Raw genomic sequence first — 18178 nt, 5'->3', positions numbered from 1 at the left:
CATAATTAAGAATAGTTCTTAGAAACTGAAGTTCAATCGAGCAAAAACAAAACGACCGTTTTGACCAAATTGGGAAACGTTTCTTGAGTATACAAATTGGTTAGCATTTGATAAGTCGATAGTTGCAGGAGCAGCGGTGTAATCAATAGCTCCTGATACTAATCTAGGTCTGATTGCAGTTTGCGTTCCAAGATTCATATCTGGATAAATATCAAAAATATTATTAGCTCCAATAACAATTTTTGCAGCACTAGTAATTTTGAAACCAACAGACAAATCAGTAATAATTTTAGCTCCCCAGATTGGGTGCTCAATTTCTACTGCTTGACCGTTTACAATAACACCTTCAACTCTTCCATCTCCATTTACGTCAGCAGTATTTGGATCAGTAACTTTACCGAAATAAACATTTCTCAAGAAGAAATCGAATTTTTTGTAAGTAACTGAGTTGGTTAAATTAGCTTTAACTCTAGGAATTGCTTCTTGTAAGTACACTCTACTTGCTTCAGAATAGTATCTGTTGATTTGACCTGCAGCTTCTAATACTGGTGAAGCGTGAATTTCGCCCACTCTGTAGGTTTTAGAAAAAGTTCCTGATAAATCGGTTTTTAAAGAAACGTTATTTCCAAAACTTGTTTTATGGCTTATTACAACATCAATTCCTTTTGATTCTGTGTCAATTGCATTAGCAAAGAAAGTTGCTGCTGTTGCTCCGGCTGTATCAAATAATCCATTCAAAACTGCATTTGGAGATCCAGCTGCAGGAGTTCCACCCGGTCTTGAAAATTGATCGGTAAGAACCACTCTGTCGTCTATTTTTACAATGTAAGCATCAGCAGTCAAGGTTAAATTGGCTTCTGGTATTTTAGCAGTAAAACCAACACTAGCACTTTGAGATTCTTCTTGTTTCAATTTAGGAATTCCTAATAATTGTGCTGCTTGTGAATCATTACTGAAAGTTCCTACCTCAAATGGCACACCACCTACGAATTGTGTAGCGGTTGAATTAAAATAGATTTGGTGTAATGATGGCGCTCTAAATCCAGTTGAAACTGCACCACGTAAATTGATATTATCTGTTAGTTTATAACGAGTCGCCAACTTGAAATTAGTTGTATTTCCGAAATCAGAATAATTCTCAAAACGAACTGCTCCGTTTAATAACCATTTGTCAGTAACGTCTAATTCTAAATCAGTATAAAGAGCCACACTGTTACGGTCTTTATCAATAGCATTTGCTGGTCTGAAACCTGGAAAGACTTGAGCTCCTCCTGGTCTTGCTGCTCCAAAAAAGTCAGTAACTCTGATATTTGCAGCGGTAGTTCCTGTTACTACACCTCCATTAATGTCGTATTGATTGTAAGAATCAGGCTCACCTGCATTGATTTGGAAATTTTCATGACGGTATTCAGCACCAAAAGCAACGTTCAATCCTTTAAGAACATCAAATTTTCTGTTCATGTCAAAATTAGTAGTGTTTTGGGCGAAAGCCAATCCACCTGCATCAAATTCAGTTGCTGAATTTTCTCTTAAAGAAGCGTTTACTGTATTTTCAATATTGTAATCAAAAGCATTTTTCCCAAAAGTATTGCTTAAATCAAAATTCCAATTTTCGAATAGCATACCTCTAAGACCCGCAGCAACTGATACATCATTTATTGTAGAATGAATTTCCGGTAAAAAACCGTTTAAATATAATCCTGTGTATGATCTTGCTTGATTCGGTCTTCTGTAAAAACCTGCGGCTTCACCATTTCTGTAACTGGTCCCTCCAAAAGCATACGCTTCTAATTTGTCATTTATTGGATAAGCAGCATTCAAAAAGAACTGGGCACTTTGTAAGGAAGATTGTCCCACTCTCATATTAAAATCTTTTCTTTGAAGACCTCTATATAATAATTCTCCTTCGGTTGCATCAAAATTTAATGCTGTCTGCATTTGAGAAATACTAGTTGCACCAAGTATTGCAGTTTGCTGTGCACCTGTAAAATAAGATACACCCGGAGCATACTGTTTTATAGTGGTAAGAATTTGAGCTGTATTTGGAGTATTTGTTATGTTTCCAAACAATGCATTAATATTTGTTCCAGCTTCAGCAGCTCTTTGTTCAACAGCATTGTACCCATTGAATAAAGTTCCGGTTACATCTTTTGCTCTACTTGTAGCATCACGCAATTGGAAACTACCAGTAGCATTAATGAAACTTTTTTCTTTACCAAGACTTGTTCCGTAGTTTAAGTCTAATTGATAGTTACCACCATCGAAACCACCGTCATGATCATTAGCACCTTTAGAAAGATTTCCACCTCCAAAAAGGTTTACTTCTAATTTGTTCGTGTTTTTCTTAACATTAATGTTGATTACACCAGCAATAGCATCAGATCCATATTGAGCAGAAGCTCCGTCTCTTAATACTTCAATTTTTTCTATGGCAAAAGCAGGAATAGCATTTAAATCTGTTCCTACAGATCCTCTACCTGGAGATCCGTTAATATTTACTAATGAAGAAGTGTGTCTTCTTTTTCCATTTATTAAAACCAATACTTGATCCGGTCCTAAACCTCTTAATTGTGCAGGGTCAATGTGATCCGTTCCATCAGCAACCGTTTGAGTGTTTGATGTAAACGATGGTGCAACCATGTTCAAAATTTGGTTTAAGTTTACTTGAGCTCCTTGTGAAGCAATTTCTTTCATAGAAATCACATCAATAGGCACAGCAGATTCTGTTACAGTTCGTGCAGGATTACGGGAACCTATCACGACAACATCTTGTAATGTTTCTCCACTTCCCGTTAAAGTAACGTTTAATGTAGTCCCAGTTACAGTTACCGATTTAGTTTCAAGTCCCACATAAGAAAATTGCAAAACATCTCCAATCTCGGCACTGATGGTATAGTTTCCATCGATATCAGTCGTTGTTCCTTTTGTAGTTCCTTTTACAAGAATCGTTACACCAGGTAAAGATTCTCCTTTTTCATCAACTACGCGGCCTTTAATAATTTCAGCCATTGCGTTTTGATTTAAAGTCGAGAAAACTTCTCCATTAATTCCTGTTTTGGCAATTCCTTCCTTTTGTAAAATAATTTGATTGCTTACTTCAGTGTAATTAATTTTTAGTGGTTTTAAAATGCGGGTCAGTACGCTTGATAATGCTTCATTATTAGCATATACACTCACTTTTTGATTCAATTGTGACATTCTCGAATTGTACGAAAATTTCACATGTGCCAATTTTTCAAGTTTAGTCAGCGCAGTATCTAAGTTCAAGTCGGTCACGGTAATAGTTACCTTTGTGTCCAGCTTTTTTTGACCTCTGATATTGTTCGCTATAGTTACACTTGAAAAGACAAGGGCTAAAACAAATTGAAATAAGGTTATTTTCATAATTCGAATTAGTAGTCGTTGTTTAAGGACGGTTTTTTTCATAGTTTTGGTCTGTTTTTATTAATATTCGTTAGTTAGGGTATTGGTAGAACACAGCAATTACTCTTTACAGAGAGTGAATTGATTTTATTCAAGGCGTCGGGAATGTTACAGCATTTTCGGCGCTTTTTTATGGTATACTTTAATTCATAGGCGAGTTACTGTTAGTTACATCCATCTGATATAATAATAATTTGGTTGCCATTCATTTCATAACTTGTATTGTTTCCAAGACTTTTACAAATAATTTTAAGTTTTTCAGGCAAAGGCTGATCGCTTAAAGACGTGGTGAGATAGCAATCTTTTAATTTTGTTTGAGGGAAATCAATTTTTACTAAATACGCCTGCTCAATAGTTTTGAAAATTTGCGCCACAGGAATATCGGTGAATTCGAATCCCAATTGCTCTATATTGCTGGTCGAACGGCTTAATGATTCGTCCTGTGTTATATCCGTAATTTTATTGAAACTTAAGTTTTTTCGAACGAATCGTAAGGCTTGATTCGGTAATAAAACAATCAATTCGTCTTTTGTATTTGAAATTAATTCATTAGATCTTACTTTTACTTTTCCAGTTCGAACTACAACTTCTACATTTGGCTGATTAGCGTATGCTTTTATTTTAAAACTGGTTCCAACTACTTTAGTAACGATTTCATTTGCAAATACAAAAAACGGTTTTTTAGGGTCTTTACTGATTTCGAAAAAGCCTTCACCGGAGAGGTACACTTTTCTTTCATTGCCCACAAATATTTTTGGATAACTTAATTTACTGTTGGGTTGTAATAAAACAGAACTACCATCGGATAGGGTTATAATTTGTGGTTTGTCGGAGTTATTAGTTTGCTCAACCAGACCTTCTTCATTTTCATTGATCAATTCACTATAACTTAACGCGGAGTTTTCAGAACTGGTACTTTGATTGTACAACCAGCCGGATAAAAGACTTAAAATCAAAACAGCGGCAACTCCGTTAAACCATTTTTTTCTCAAAAGTTTAAGAACTGGTTTTTCGGTGTCTTTTTTATTTTCTTCTGCTCTTTCAATTTTTTCCCAAGTAGCTTCCAAAGCATGTTGAACGTCATCCGCAGCTAATTTATCAGCAGGGACTTTCATTGCTAACAACCATAATCTGGCTTCTTCAACCAATTTAGCACGACTAGAATTCTCTAAAGTCCATTCTTCCCATTCTTGTTGGTCGTCTTTGAAACACACCCATAATCGGAATGATTCATCAGCTAAAAAGTGTTCTATCTCGGTATAATTATTACGGTGTTGCATCAAAAAAAGGGGTTACAATTATATAGAGGACCATTTCTTTAATTGATACTCACTAAAACGTAAATTTTTTTGAATTTATTTTTTGTAGCTTAAAATGCAAATGAAAACAGCACTAAAATAAGGAAGATATTTCCTTTCCATTCTTTGCGTAAGCTCAACAAAGCGCGGTGTAAAAGGTTGTTTGCTGATTGATAATTAATGTCAAGTGTATCGGCAATTTGGTCTACGGTAAGTTCTTGGGAATAACGAAGATATAAGGCTTCTTTTTGTCGAGAAGGTAAATCATTTATCAGATGATTGAGATGCGAAACTTTAGAAGCTGTCGTTTCATCTGAGATAAGGTTGTGTTCAATGGAGAAATCAAATAAAAATTCAACAGTATCTATAGAAGTACTGAGGCGAAAAATACGATCTCGTTCTTGTGATCTTGTAATTCGCTTGCGAACGCACGCCAGTAAATAGGCTTTTACAACCACTTTATCACTCAGTTTGTCTCTGTAAATCCAAATATCTGTAAAAACATCTTGAACACAGTCTTGTACTTTTTCAGGAAAAGGAAGAAATGAATTTCCATAACGCACTAAATGAGAATAATGTCTTTTAAAAAGTATTGAAAAAGCATTTTCATTCCCTTCCTTCAGGCTGTTCCAAAGTGTGGAGTCCTCAAGTATTTCGGTATGTAAGAGTTGCTTTTTCACAATTTGTTTTGAATTAGTTCATTGGTTTTATGCGAAATTTTGATACACGTATTTTTGATATTAAATGCCAAAAAATAAAATAAAAAAGAATAATAATGGGGTGTTAGTATCTTATTTTAAGCGCTTTTTTGGTTTGAGAATTACGATTTTCAGTTAGCTTTTTGATGCATCGTAAAAGAAATTTCTTTTTAATTATTTAAAGATTTCTTTACCAAATTTACGCAAATTTATGTTAAAATTCATTTTTGCTCTTTAAAATAGGAAGAAATACAACTATTTATGAATTGTTGTATTTTTTTTTCGGTAAAATAAATTTATAGAAGTTTAATTATTGATTTAATAATGGAAGTTTTTTAAGAGCTTCATTTTAAATGTATAATGGGAAAAAGTATAGGTGCAAATTAATTTTCCCGACTATCAAGAATGATTGGTGGGATTAAATACTTAAATATAAAAGGAGTTTTTATTCGAACTTCCAGGCTTTTTGTTGTGCTTCACTCAGGAAAGTCCAAGCTACTATTCGGCTTGTTTTTTGGCCTTGAGCCATATCAATCGTTTTAACTTCGACGGCACTAACCTTGTTTAATGTTTTGTAAAGACTGGAAAGATTTTCTTTTTTAGACACTAAAGTCGTAAACCATAAACACTGCATCGGATATTTTGCACTTTCGTAAATCATTTGGGTAACGAAACCTAATTCGCCGCCTTCACACCACAGTTCAGCATTATGACCACCAAAATTTAAAACAGGTTTAGCTACGCTCCGTTCGGCTGTGCCTCGCATTGTAGTTTTGGTATTTTCTAAATTATTTATTTTTCGAAGCGTACTTTTCGTAGCTTCATCTTGTGAGGCATGAAAAGGAGGATTGCAAATGGTAAACGTAAATTTGTCTTCGGGAGTGATTATGTTTTTAAAAATAAAACGCGATTCCGTTTGTTGCTGTAAACTGATGGCATCAATCAGTTTTGGATTTTCTTCAATGATGGCGCTACAGTTTTCAATTGCTTTTAAATCAATATCGGTTCCTACAAAACTCCATCCGTAAGCTGAATGACCAATTATTGGATAAATACAATTGGCACCTATACCAATGTCTAAACCCTGAACAGTTTCTCCTTCAGGAATGATTCCGTTGTTGCCAGAAGCTAATAAATCAGCAATATAATGGATGTAATCCGCTCTTCCGGGAATGGGTGGACAAAGATAATTTTTAGGAATATCCCAGTTTTGAATGTCATAATGTAATAATAACAATGCTTTGTTAAGTGACTTTACGGCATCAGGATTACTAAAATCAATAGTCTCGATATTATGCTCGTTGATAGAAACAAAAGACTTTAATTCAGGGGATTTTTCTATTAATTGCTCAAAATTATATCCAAATCTATCCAGATTTCTAGGATGTAAATTAGTCTTTTCGGTAATCGTTTTCGGTTTCATTTTCTATATTTCGATGCAAAGATAGGCATAACTATTTTGTAAACGCATAAAGACGACTTTGACCTATTAAACGAATAAAAAATAAATCATAAAATTAGAATATTGCCGCTTTTTTGAAACATAAAAACGGTTACTTTTATAAAAAAATACAAATAGTATGACTTTTATGCCCGCTTCATTTAAATTCAAAAAGAGATACATAGCTTACAGTTTTATGTTTTTTTATATCATAATGTGTCAGTCTTGTATGACTATGCGATTTTCGAATAAAGAAACCATCACTTTTTTTACGCCATCAAAAATAGAATTTCAGGATAAAACAATTGCTTTTGAAGGCTATAAAATTCATTATGTAGAAACGGGTAATGCGCAAAATCCGACATTGTTTTTTGTACACGGTTCGCCAGGAAGTTGGAATGCCTTTAAAGAATATCTTAAAGACACTTTATTGTTGAAAAAATACCGAATGATTGCTATTGACCGACCTGGTTTTGGGTACAGTGATTTTGGGGATGCCCAAAATTTAAGTGTTCAATCTAAAAGAATTTCGGAGTTTATAAAAAAAATCGATAATAAAAAGCCGCTAATTTTGGTAGGACATTCCGTTGGCGGACCAGTTGTGGCTAAATTAGCTGTAGATAATCCAACTTGGTACAAACGATTAGTAATTCTGGCTGGATCATTGGACCCAAAAGCTGAAAACCCAGAAAAATGGAGAACTGTTATCAAGGTTTCGCCTTTGCGGTATTTGATTCCCGGAGCATTACGACCTTCTAATGATGAGTTGTGGTGGCTGAAACAAGATTTAGTAGACTTAGAGCCAGAACTGAAAAACATTACTAGCGATGTTACCGTTATTCATGGAACTAAAGATGTTTTGGTACCGTACAGTAATGTTGCCTTTATTCAAAAAAAGTTTGTCAATGCAAAATCAATGGATACAATAACGATCGAAAAAGCGAATCATTTTATCCCGTGGAGTCATTATGAAATTGTGAGAAATGCTTTGTTGACTATTCAATAAGTCCTAATCCAGACATTCCATCATCAATAAATCACCTTCGTCATGTTCTATTGTTACGATGCCGTCCTTGATGACATGATTGCTGCTTCCAGTTCTGTAACCAATAGTCAGACTATCATCTTTCAACGGATAAAATAAATTATCCGAATGAATTCCAGTAACGTGACCGATGGGAATTAAAGAAATAGGAGTGTTTGCCGTGTACCATTTTTCGAATTTCTTAGGCAATAAAAACACTTTCGAGTGATCGTCCAGAATCACAATTTTTAATAGATTTCTGTATCGCGTGATGTTAGTAAGATTGGTAATGGTATGATCGGCTCTTCGTCCAGTTGCCCAAACCACATTTACTGCGGGAATTTTTCTTTCGATTAAATAGTCAAAAGCTTTTTCTAAATCGGTTTTATTTTGGTCCGGAGTATGAATGATTTCGATTGGAAATTGAGATGTTCTGTAAATTTCAGGATCAAATCCTCTGTCGAAATCGCCTAAAAGCACATCGACTTTTATGTCTAATTCCATAACACGCACCATCGCCGAATCTAATACTACCACAAGCGGTGACCATTCCAGTAATTGACCCAATAGTTCCGGGTTGCAGGAAGCGCCGTTGGCAATGATTAAAGCAGGTTCTTGGTCGTCGCGAACGATATGATGTGAGGACATAGTTAATTATGAATTGAAAATTACATGCAAATATACTTATTCGATAGTGTAATTTCTAATATCGACTTCACTAAGGGAAAAATAGCCTAATGGATAATTAGCCGCATCAGTGGTGTTGATGATGTTTCCTCTAACGGTTGCTGGCGGAGATTGAAACGGTCCGCCGCCATTATTTCCGGCAATACTTACTAAAACACTCATGTAATTGTAATATGCTTTAGAAATCCCGAAATGGCTTATTTCGATTTTATCGTCTTTTTTTAAATCATCATTTTGCGAGATACTGAAGAATTCGTTTCCGTTAAAAAACTCATCTGGGTCTACATAATAGTTTGATTTTACTTGGTTTGAATACACATATTTGTAGAGGTAGTAATTCGATTCACCTGCTGGATCTTGATAAAATGTTTTAATTTCGATATCAGTTCCAGTAAAACCTCCTTGGTTGTTTTGAACAATTTTTGTTACAGGCGTAACGGGTTTCAACGTTTCGGTAGCAGTGTACGTATTGCCATTGTTGATCACTGTCAGTGTATAGGTTTCGTTGATTACCGGTATAAAAGTAGCACAAGTATATTCGCCTGTTTTTTGGATTTCGGAAAAATTGAAAAGAACATTTGAACTGTTTTTAATGGAAACTGTTGCTCCGGAAACTTTTGGAATTTGAGTGCTGTAAAATCCGGTGGTAGTGGTTAGTTTTATTTTCTGTTGGCTTCCTGAAGTTCCTTTTTTCCAATTGATTGCTGCTTCAATAACCAGTTTTGGTGGTGCATTGTCTAAATCTACTTCGACAACATCTTCACAACTTGCCGAAAAAACAGCAATGAAAAGTATCAGATATAGTGTTATTTTTTTCATGATTTTATTTTTTATTTCTTTGCTTTATTGAATTCGAAGCTTAAAATTTGAAATTATAACTCACCGCAGGAACAACACCAAAAATCGAAGTTTTTACAGCTTCATTGCTTCCGGTATCTGAGTTTTGTCTAAAATTGATAGAGGCGGCATTTTTCCGATTGTACAAATTGTAAATGCTAAAAACCCATTCTCCTTTCCATTCTCTGTTTTTGTTTTTTCTTGGAGTCAGAGTAGCGGCAATATCCAGATGATGGTATGCCGGAAGACGATTCTCGTTTCTCAGTCCATAACTGGGTACATTGATTCCTAAGTATTCATATTGCCCAACGGGATACGTTACCGGTTGTCCGGTTTGCAGGGCGAAATTAGCTCCAAAAGACCATTTCTCGTTCCAATTATAGGATGTGGTTATGGCAATATTATGCAGTTTGTCATATACTGAATTGTACCATTGACCGTTGTTGATTCCTGTTTCTATTGGCGTTCTTCCGGGAGTTTGCTGCTCTGATTTGGATAATGTATACGAAATCCAGCCGTTAAATTTCCCTTCGTTTTTTCGGAACATGATTTCTAAACCATAGGATCTTAATTGACCGTTCAGGATTATTTGTTCAATGGCTTTATTGGCAATCAAATCAGCGCCATCAATATAATCCAATCGGTTTTGCACTTCTTTATAATACGTTTCTACTTCAAGTGAATACATATCATTTTCGAAATTTTTAAAGTAACCCAAAGCTACTTGATCAGCAATTTGTGGCTTGATAAAACTATCGCTTGGCGTCCAGACATCAAGCGGAGTAGGTGATGAGGTATTCGAAATTAGTTGTAAATACTGTACCATTCTGTTGTAGCTTGCTTTTACAGATTGGTCTTCATTGATTTGATACGCCAATGAAAATCGCGGTTCCAAGTAATTATAGCTTTGAATAACTTTATTTCTATCGTAGAACTTGGTGCTAATTGGAGTTGCTTTTTCATAAATCTGTAATTCTGAATTGAACATTACCGGATTGTCATTTTCATAAATATTCACGGTAGATTGTCCTAAGCGATAAAACATACTATAGCGAAGTCCGTAGGAAAGTGCTATTTTACTGGATATTTCGTGATCGGCATTGATATAAAGTGCCGGTTCAAAAGCATATTTTTTATCCAATTGGTCAAAATTAATTCCAGAGTCAGCATCAGATGGCTGAATAGTTCCCGGGTTGAACTCGTAATAAATTCCGTTTATCCCGTAATTCAATTTGAATTTATCCGAAATATAATTCTTGAAATCGTATTTGATATTGTAGTTTTTAATGCCAGAATCCCATTTGAAACCTACAAAATCCAAATCCAGACCGTAATAATAATCGCTATAGATCAAAGATAAATTCGAAAATAATCTTTCAGAAAACAAGTGGTTCCAACGGAGGTTTAAAGTCGCATTTCCGTAAATATTGGTGAAGCTTTTGTTCAGGCTGAAAACATCCCGTCCAAAATAACCGGATAAATACAAGCTGTTGTTAGCATCTAATTTATAACTCAACTTGGTATTCAAATCATAAAAATATGCCGAGTTGTTTTTTTGTTCTTCGGATAATTTCAGGAATAAATGCGCATAGGAACTTCTACCGCCAATAAGGAATGAACCTTTGTCTTTTACCAATGGTCCTTCGGCCAAAATCCTGCTGGAAATCAATCCGATTCCGCCATTGACATGAAATCCTTTGCTGTTGCCGTCTTTTTGATAAATATCCAAAACAGAAGAAGCTCTTCCGCCATAACGGGCTGGAATTCCACCTTTGTATAACTTTAAATCTTTGATGGCATCAGGATTAAAAACAGAGAAAAAACCAAAAACATGCGAAGAATTGAATATAGTTGCTTCGTCCAATAGAATCAAATTCTGGTCGGCTCCACCACCACGAACATTGAAACCAGAGGCACCTTCGCCAGCATTAGTAACTCCGGGAAGTAATAAAATAGATTTTAAAACATCGACTTCACCCAAAACAACAGGCATTTTCTTAATGGTTGAAATAGAAAGTTTATTAACGCTCATTTCGGGTTTCTTGATGTCTATTTTTGTTTTATTATCGGTAATGATAACTTCTTTCAATGCTGTTTCATTACTGTATAAATTGAAATTATTTTTTATGTTTTGGTTCAGACTTATTGATTCCTCGATGGTCTGATATCCCAAATAGCTGATTTGTACAGTATATTTTCCTTGAGGAACAGTGAGGGAGTAAAATCCATATTCATTGGTGGTTACGCCTGTTTTTAGTTCTGGAATTACAACATTGACACCTATTAAAGTTTCATTGCTGTTGGCATCAATAATAGTTCCGCTTAGCGTAAATTTCTCTTGGGCGAAAGAAAAGAACGAGGGTAATAATACAACTAAAAAGGTAATAATTTTCTTTGGAGTCATTGTTTAAATTTTATCGAAAGGAAGAAATGCAAATTACATTAAATAGAATTTCAATTGCATTATAACGCATGTTAAGGTATTGCTAATATAAAAAAAAAGACGACCGTTTCCAGTCGTCTTTTCAATAGTATTACTTATAAAGCAATTATTAAGCGATTTTTGCCAATATTGTATTGAATGTTTCGCTTGGACGCATTGCTTTGCTTGTTAATTCAGGATTTGGTTGGTAATGACCACCAATGTCTTGTGGTTTTCCTTGTGCTGCAATTAACTCGGCGTTAATTTTGGCTTCATTTGCTGTAAATTCTGCGGCAATAGGAGTAAAGATCGCTTTTAATCCAGCCTCTTTATCTTGTGCTGCCAAAGCCTCTGCCCAATACATTGCTAAGTAAAAATGAGAACCACGGTTGTCAATTCCTCCTAGTTTACGTGCTGGAGATTTATCAGTTGCTAAGAATTTCTCCGTGGCAACATCAAGAGTTTCCGCCAAAACAATTGCTTTAGAATTGTTTAAAGTTTGTCCTAAATGCTCTAGTGAAGCACCTAAAGCCAAGAACTCACCAAGAGAATCCCAACGTAAATATCCTTCTGCCGTAAATTGCTCAACGTGTTTTGGAGCTGATCCACCTGCACCAGTTTCAAACAAACCACCACCATTCATTAATGGAACAATTGATAGCATTTTTGCTGATGTTCCCACTTCTAAAATTGGGAATAAGTCTGTTAAATAATCACGTAATACGTTTCCTGTAACAGAAATAGTATCTAATCCTTTTACGATTCTTTCCAATGTGAAGTTTGTTGCTTCAATAGGATTCAGGATTTGAATGTCTAAACCGCTAGTATCGTGATCTTTTAAATATTTTGTAACTTTTTCAATAAGTTCTCTATCGTGTGCTCTATTATTATCCAACCAAAAAATAGCGGGAGTATTAGATAAACGCGCTCTGTTTACAGCCAATTTAACCCAGTCTTGAATTGGAGCATCTTTTGCCTGACACATTCTGAAAATATCTTTAGCTTCAACAGCTTGTTCCATTAAAAAGTTTCCATTCGTGTCTACAACACGAACCACACCATCAGCAGTCATTTGGAATGTTTTGTCATGAGAACCATATTCTTCTGCTTTTTGTGCCATCAAACCTACGTTTGGTACACTTCCCATTGTAGTTGGGTCAAAAGCACCGTGTTTTTTACAAAAATCAATAGTTGCAGTATAAACACCGGCATAACTTCTGTCTGGTATAATAGCTACGGTATCTTGTTGTTTTCCGTCTTTATTGAACATCTGTCCTGAAGTACGAATCATGGCTGGCATAGAAGCATCCACAATCACATCCGAAGGAACATGAAGATTAGTAATTCCTTTTTCAGAATTTACCATGGCCAATGCTGGTCCGTTTGCTATTGCTTGGTTTAATGCAGCTTCTACTTCAGCCTGCATTGGTTGTCCTGCAATTTTTGCATATACATCACCCAAACCGTTTCTGGTATCAATATTCAATTCATTAAATAAGGCAGCGTATTTTTCGAAAACAGCAGCGAAATATACTTCTACGATAGCTCCAAAAATAATGGGATCAGAAACTTTCATCATAGTAGCTTTCAGGTGAACCGAAAGTAAAACGTTTAATTTTTTTGCTTCTGCAATTGTTTTGGTAATAAACGTTTTTAAAGCGTTCAAGTTCATTACTGAACTATCGATTATTTCACCTGATTTTAGTGGAGTACTCGCTTTTAAGACGGTTGTTGAGCCATCTTTAGCAACGAATTCGATTTTTACATCAGTTGCATCTGCAAGAGTTATTGATTTTTCACTTCCGTAAAAATCACCGCTTTCCATAGAGGCTACGTGTGTTTTTGAGTCAGCAGACCAAGCTCCCATAGAATGTGGGTTTGCTTTAGCGTAGTTTTTCACTGCTTTTGGTGCTCTACGATCAGAGTTCCCTTCGCGTAAAACTGGGTTTACAGCTGAACCTAATATTTTAGAGTATTTAGCTTTGATAGTTGTTTCCGCTTCATTTTGCGGTTCTTCAGGGAAGTTTGGTAAATTATAACCATGAGATTGTAATTCAGCAATAGCCGCTTTTAATTGAGGAACAGATGCCGATACATTTGGTAATTTTATGATATTAGCTTCTGGGGTTGTAGCTAATTGACCAAGTTCTAATAAAGCATCTCCTGTTTTTTGATCTTCTGTCAAAAATTCAGGGAAATTTGCTAAAATTCTTCCGGCTAAAGAAATGTCTCTAGTTTCAATTTCAATGTCAGAAGTTGATGTAAATGCTTGTACAATAGGTAAAAATGAATAAGTTGCCAATAAAGGCGCTTCATCAGTAAGTGTGTAAAAAATTTTTGATTTCTGTGTCATTTTTTTATTTTTATAATCGAATCACGGTTAAATGTAGCTTATATAAGGTATTTCACTTAAAATAAGGCGGACAAATATATGAAAATCAGATGTAATAGAAGGTGGATTTTATGTAGAAAAACACGAATTTTAAGATTACTAACTTGTTATTCTTATATTGTTAGTTTTATGGGTTCAATAATCCTAAATTAGGAATTTATAAGGAAAATATTAAACAAAAAAAGTCCCAACATTGTTGGGACTTTTATAATAAAGAGACAGTAAACTATCTTCTTTTATCTTTAATTTTAGCTTTTTTACCAGTAAGTTCTCTGAAGTAGAAAATTCTAGCTCTACGTACAGCACCTTTCTTATTGATTTCAATTTTTTGTAAAGCAGGAAGATTTACTGGGAAGATACGCTCAACTCCAATAGCTCCAGACATTTTACGGATAGTAAAAGTTTCTGTATTAGCAGAACCTCTTCTTTGAATAACAACTCCTTTGAAAAACTGAGTTCTAGTTTTTTCACCCTCTCTAATTTCGTAGTAAACGGTAATAGTGTCTCCAGCTGCAAAAACTGGGAATTCTTTTCTTGTTACGAATTCGTCTTGAACGAATTTCATTAAATCTGCCATGATAATTTTTTTAATTATGGTTTGTATTAAATCAACATTCACGGATCTCGCCAGAGGTTGAACTAATGTGGGTGCAAAAGTAAATAAAAAAGTTTAAAGTTTAAAGTTTTTCTTGTTTAAAGTTTAGAAGTTCTTGAATACCAACTTTAAACCTAAAACTTTAAACAAATTTTTACTCCTCCAGTAAATCCGGTCGTCTGTTCTTTGTATGTTCGTACGCCATATCTTCACGCCATTTATCAATTTTGGCAAAATTACCACTGGTCAAAACCTCTGGAACTTTCCATCCATTGTAATCGGCTGGTCTTGTATATATAGGTCCTGACAATAATCCATCCTGAAAACTATCGGTCAATGCTGAGGTTTCGTCACTCAAAACTCCAGGAATCAATCGGATTAATGCATCCGATAATACCAAAGCTCCTAATTCACCTCCGCTCAATACATAATCACCTATTGATATTTCTTTGGTAATAAAATGATCGCGTACGCGTTGGTCCACACCTTTATAATGTCCGCAAAGGATAATGATATTTTCGTACATTGACATCGTATTCGCCATTTTCTGGTTCAGGGTTTCCCCGTCCGGCGACATATAAATGATCTCGTCGTAGGTTCTTTCACTTTTCAAATGTGTAATACAGGCATCAATAGGCTGCACCGTCATGACCATTCCAGCACCACCGCCATAGGGATAATCATCTACACTTTTTTGTCTGTTTGTGGTGTAATCCCGTAAGTTATGAAAATGAACCTCTACTAAACCTTTGTCAATAGCGCGTTTCATGATTGAAGCCTCAAACGGACTTCGCAATAATTCTGGGAGGACGGTAACAATATCGATGCGCATAATTTTGAATCTTAGTTTGAAAGGTGCAAAGGTACAAAGTTGCAGAGGTTTTCAAATAACCAAATCAATGATTAAACTTTTTTAGGCACTATTTTAGCTTTTTGCTGAACTAATGATGCTTTTAACAGGGATTAATTCTTTAGTGCACTATTTCATACTATGCTTTTTTCAACTACTTTTATGTCTTAAAAATAAACCACTTAATTATGCAAATTTTTTCGAAAATAATTGTTGCTAGTTCCTTGTTTTTAGTCGCTTCTTTACAAACTGAAACACTCTATGCACAAAACAAATCTGTTAAGATGACAAATCCTCTTTTACAAAAAAGTACGTTGCAGTATCAAGCACCGACTTTTGATTTAATCAAAGACGAACATTTTAAACCTGCTTTTGAATACGGTTTGAAAATTCATGATCAAGAAATTGAAAAGATTGCAAACAATCCGGCGAAACCAACTTTTCAAAATACAGTATTGGCATTAGAAACCAGTGGTGTGGATTTAGGGAGAGCAACAGGTGTTTTTTATAATTTAACGGGGTCTAATACTAACCCGACATTACAAGCGATTGATGAGGAATACGCTCCAATTTTTTCGGCTCATAATGATAAAATTTATTTGAACAGTAAGCTGTACAATCGCTTCAAGGCATTGAATATTGCAGCTTTAAAAGGAGAAGATAAAAAATTAACACAGTATTATTTGCAACAATTTGAATTAGCCGGAGCAAATTTATCAGCTACGGATAAAGATAAAATGAAAAAAATCAATGAAGAGTTAGCGAGTTTGAGCACGCTCTTTGGAAATAAATTATTGATTGCCCGAAAAAACGGAGCCATTTTATTTGACAATGTAAATGATTTAGCGGGTTTAAGTGCTGATGAAATCGCTGCTGCAAAAGCAAAAGCTACAGAAGCGGGGCAAGACGGAAAGTATTTAATAGGGTTGTTAAACACGACACAGCAACCATTATTGCAAAGTCTTACTAACAGAGCCACAAGAGAAAAGATATTCAAAGCATCATGGAATCGTGCCGAAAAAAATGATGATGGTGATACTCGTGAAGTAATAGAACGAATGGCAAGATTGCGTTTGCAAAAAGCAAATTTAATGGGTAAGAAAAGTTTCGCCGAATGGAAATTACAAGATCAAATGGCGCAATCACCAGCACCAGCGATGGATTTATTGGCAAAAATTGCAGGTCCGGCAGTTGTAAAAGCAAAAGTAGAAGCCAAAGAAATTCAAGACCTGATTGATTCACAAAACGGAGGATTTAAATTAGAGCCTTGGGATTGGAACTTTTATTCAGAGCAAGTGCGTAAAGCAAAATATGATTTAGATGAAAGCCAAATAAAACCGTATTTCGAAATTGGTACTGTTTTAGAAAAAGGAGTATTTTTCGCAGCACAACAAATGTATGGCATCACGTTTAAAGAAAGGAATGATTTGCCGGTCTATCATCCAGATGTAAAAGTGTATGAAGTATATGATAATGACGGAAAATCAATTGCAATATATTATTTAGATTTTTACACCAGAGACAATAAAAACGGTGGTGCTTGGATGAGTAATTTTGTGAATCAGTCACATTATTTAAAACAAAAACCAGTTATTGTCAATGTATATAATTTCTCAAAACCAGCCGGAGGAAATCCATCCTTGATTAGTTTTGATGATGTAACTACACTGTTTCATGAGTTCGGACATACTTTACACGGATTGTTTGCAAACCAGCAGTATGTAACGCTTTCAGGGACATCTGTACCGCGTGATTATGTAGAGTTTCCTTCCCAAATCAATGAGCATGCGGCATTGGATCCTTTGGTTTTAAAAAACTATGCGATACATTATCAAACCAAACAAGCCATTCCTCAAGAGTTAATTGATAAAATTAAAAAAGCCGATACCTTTAATAAAGGATACGTAGTAACGGAGCTTTTAGCAGCGGCAACGCTAGATATGGCTTGGCATAGTGTCGAAAAAGAATCGGATTTCAAACCGACTTTAGTTTTCGAAAAAGAAGCATTGCAAAAATTCGGTTTGTTGGTAAATGAAGTTCCAACAAGATACCACACGCCTTATTTTGCCCATATTTGGGGTGGAGGATATTCAGCAGGATATTATGCGTATACTTGGTCAAAAACATTGGATTATAATGCTTTCGATTGGATGCAGGCCAATGGTGGTATGACAAGAGCCAATTGTGAGCGTTTCAGGAAATACATTTTATCGGTGGGTAATAGTGTCGATTTAAACAAAGCCTTCAAGGATTTTATTGGGCATGACATGCAAATAGAACCGTATTTGAGAAACGCGGGTTTACTGGTGAAATAATAAAATTTTGATATAAATAACTAAATGACATTCGTAAGGATGTCATTTTTTTAGGAGCTATTTCCAGCTTTACACGCTATCTTTCCTTGCTTAAAGAAAGCAAGAAAAGGATGTTGTTTCAATCTGGGCTAGGATGTAGTGGAATTATGAGATTTAAAGAGCCGAATTTGCGTAGCGGAAAAGATTATAATTATCT

12 protein-coding genes are annotated in these 18178 nt (G+C 35.1%); 2 read left to right on the top strand and 10 right to left on the bottom strand.

Going from position 1 to position 18178, the window contains the following annotated elements; genetic code table 11:
• Positions 1 to 18: 18 nt before the first annotated feature.
• The 4 genes from CLV00_RS15310 to rlmF form a co-directional block, all read right to left on the bottom strand.
• The gene (locus tag CLV00_RS15310; protein WP_099716373.1) at positions 19 to 3009 is read right to left on the bottom strand and encodes a TonB-dependent receptor domain-containing protein; all 2991 of its coding nucleotides are present in this window, start codon (positions 3007 to 3009) and stop codon (positions 19 to 21) included.
• Between the two features lie 578 nt (positions 3010 to 3587).
• Positions 3588 to 4703 (bottom strand): FecR family protein, encoded by a 1116-nt coding sequence (locus CLV00_RS15305; RefSeq protein WP_099715990.1) that lies wholly within the window; start codon positions 4701 to 4703, stop codon positions 3588 to 3590.
• 89 nt (positions 4704 to 4792) lie between these two features.
• On the bottom strand, positions 4793 to 5401 hold the full coding sequence (locus tag CLV00_RS15300) for an RNA polymerase sigma factor (protein ID WP_099715989.1): 609 nt from the start codon (positions 5399 to 5401) through the stop codon (positions 4793 to 4795).
• 463 nt (positions 5402 to 5864) lie between these two features.
• On the bottom strand, positions 5865 to 6842 hold the full coding sequence (gene rlmF / locus CLV00_RS15295; protein ID WP_099715988.1) for a 23S rRNA (adenine(1618)-N(6))-methyltransferase RlmF: 978 nt from the start codon (positions 6840 to 6842) through the stop codon (positions 5865 to 5867).
• Positions 6843 to 7089: 247 nt separating this feature from the next.
• Here rlmF and CLV00_RS15290 point away from each other — a divergent pair, with 247 nt between their 5' ends.
• Positions 7090 to 7866, top strand: a complete 777-nt coding sequence (locus CLV00_RS15290) for an alpha/beta fold hydrolase (RefSeq protein WP_158234606.1) — start codon at positions 7090 to 7092, stop codon at positions 7864 to 7866.
• A gap of 3 nt (positions 7867 to 7869) precedes the next feature.
• On the opposite strand, the gene CLV00_RS15285 is transcribed toward CLV00_RS15290, so the two are convergent.
• The 6 genes from CLV00_RS15285 to trmD all read right to left on the bottom strand — a co-directional run bounded on the left by CLV00_RS15285 (position 7870) and on the right by trmD (position 15649).
• On the bottom strand, positions 7870 to 8532 hold the full coding sequence (locus tag CLV00_RS15285; protein ID WP_099715986.1) for a thiamine diphosphokinase: 663 nt from the start codon (positions 8530 to 8532) through the stop codon (positions 7870 to 7872).
• 36 nt (positions 8533 to 8568) lie between these two features.
• Positions 8569 to 9390 (bottom strand): DUF4249 domain-containing protein, encoded by an 822-nt coding sequence (locus CLV00_RS15280; protein ID WP_099715985.1) that lies wholly within the window; start codon positions 9388 to 9390, stop codon positions 8569 to 8571.
• Positions 9391 to 9430: 40 nt separating this feature from the next.
• Entirely contained in the window at positions 9431 to 11812 is a 2382-nt protein-coding gene (locus CLV00_RS15275) for a TonB-dependent receptor (RefSeq protein ID WP_099715984.1), read from the bottom strand.
• 148 nt (positions 11813 to 11960) lie between these two features.
• Positions 11961 to 14183, bottom strand: a complete 2223-nt coding sequence (locus tag CLV00_RS15270; protein ID WP_099715983.1) for an NADP-dependent isocitrate dehydrogenase — start codon at positions 14181 to 14183, stop codon at positions 11961 to 11963.
• Between the two features lie 265 nt (positions 14184 to 14448).
• Positions 14449 to 14799, bottom strand: a complete 351-nt coding sequence (gene rplS, locus CLV00_RS15265) for a 50S ribosomal protein L19 (protein ID WP_073354306.1) — start codon at positions 14797 to 14799, stop codon at positions 14449 to 14451.
• A gap of 172 nt (positions 14800 to 14971) precedes the next feature.
• Positions 14972 to 15649 (bottom strand): tRNA (guanosine(37)-N1)-methyltransferase TrmD, encoded by a 678-nt coding sequence (trmD, locus tag CLV00_RS15260; RefSeq protein ID WP_074723946.1) that lies wholly within the window; start codon positions 15647 to 15649, stop codon positions 14972 to 14974.
• A gap of 302 nt (positions 15650 to 15951) precedes the next feature.
• Here trmD and CLV00_RS15255 point away from each other — a divergent pair, with 302 nt between their 5' ends.
• Positions 15952 to 17982, top strand: a complete 2031-nt coding sequence (locus CLV00_RS15255; protein WP_369800956.1) for a M3 family metallopeptidase — start codon at positions 15952 to 15954, stop codon at positions 17980 to 17982.
• Positions 17983 to 18178: the final 196 nt, after the last annotated feature.

Source organism: Flavobacterium sp. 11 (assembly GCF_002754315.1).
Classification (GTDB): domain Bacteria; phylum Bacteroidota; class Bacteroidia; order Flavobacteriales; family Flavobacteriaceae; genus Flavobacterium; species Flavobacterium algoritolerans.
Note: the sequence above shows the minus strand (reverse complement) of the source record. Positions and strands in the feature narration are given on the sequence as shown.